Source organism: Massilia sp. CT11-108, assembly GCF_047302915.1.
GTDB lineage: Bacteria > Pseudomonadota > Gammaproteobacteria > Burkholderiales > Burkholderiaceae_D > Telluria > Telluria orientalis.
This window is the reverse complement of record NZ_JBKYMO010001041.1, coordinates 1-845: the sequence shown is the minus strand read 5'-3', so window position 1 is coordinate 845 and position 845 is coordinate 1. Positions and strand designations below refer to the sequence as shown.

At 72.4% G+C, this 845-nt stretch carries 1 protein-coding gene; it reads right to left on the bottom strand.

Annotation, left to right across the window (positions count from 1 at the left end):
• Positions 1 to 845 (bottom strand): sugar-binding domain-containing protein (locus ACEN88_RS32990; RefSeq protein ID WP_413346504.1); only part of this gene is annotated, 845 nt, incomplete at both ends.

Sequence of the window (845 nt, the reverse complement as noted above, 5' to 3'; positions counted from 1 at the left end):
GCTCACGGTCGTCGAACCGCTGACCGTGCCGCTCGCGCCGGCGGCGACGGTCGTCGGTGCCGAGACGGCGGTCGCCACCGGCTTGCCCGCGATGCGTCCGCGTTCGTCCAATGCGTACAGCTCCGTCGTCACCGTCGCGTCGACCGATGCGGCGCCCTCGTTGTCGAGCGCCACCTGCCACGCGACGCGCGCCGATTCGGCCGACACGTCCGGCGTCGTCACGGTCACGCCCCACTGGCCCACGTGCAGGGGCGCGGTCTTCGTCAGCCACACGTTGCGGTACAGGCCCGCGCCCGGGTACCAGCGCGCCGATTCCGGCGGGTTGTCGAGCCGGATCGCGAGCTGGTTCGCGCCGCCCGGCCGCAGCCACGGCGTCAGGTCGATGCGGAACGAGTTGTAGCCATAGGGCCAGCCGCCCGCGAGGTGGCCGTTGACCCACACGCTCGCGTACGACATGGCGCCGTCGACGTCGAGGAAGATCTTCTTGCCGCGGTCGGCGGCGGGAATGTCCAGTTTGCGCCGGTACCAGGCCGGACCCCACGTCTTGAGGCGGCCCATGCCGCCGTACGGGCCCGTCGTCAGGAACGGGCCTTCGATGGCCCAGTCGTGCGGCAGGGTGACGGTGCGCCAGCCGCTGTCGTCGAATGCCAGTTTGGCGAACGGTGCGTCGACGGCCGGTTCCGTTGCCGGACGCCGGTAGCGGCGGGCCGGATCGCGGATGAATGCATTGCCGCTCGGGAGGATCCAGGGCTTCAGCACGGGCGTGTCCGCGCGCGCGACCCGGGCCGCTTCCTCGGGCCGGGCGTCGGCCACCTTGCCGTCCGCCGACGCGGTCACTTCCGGCC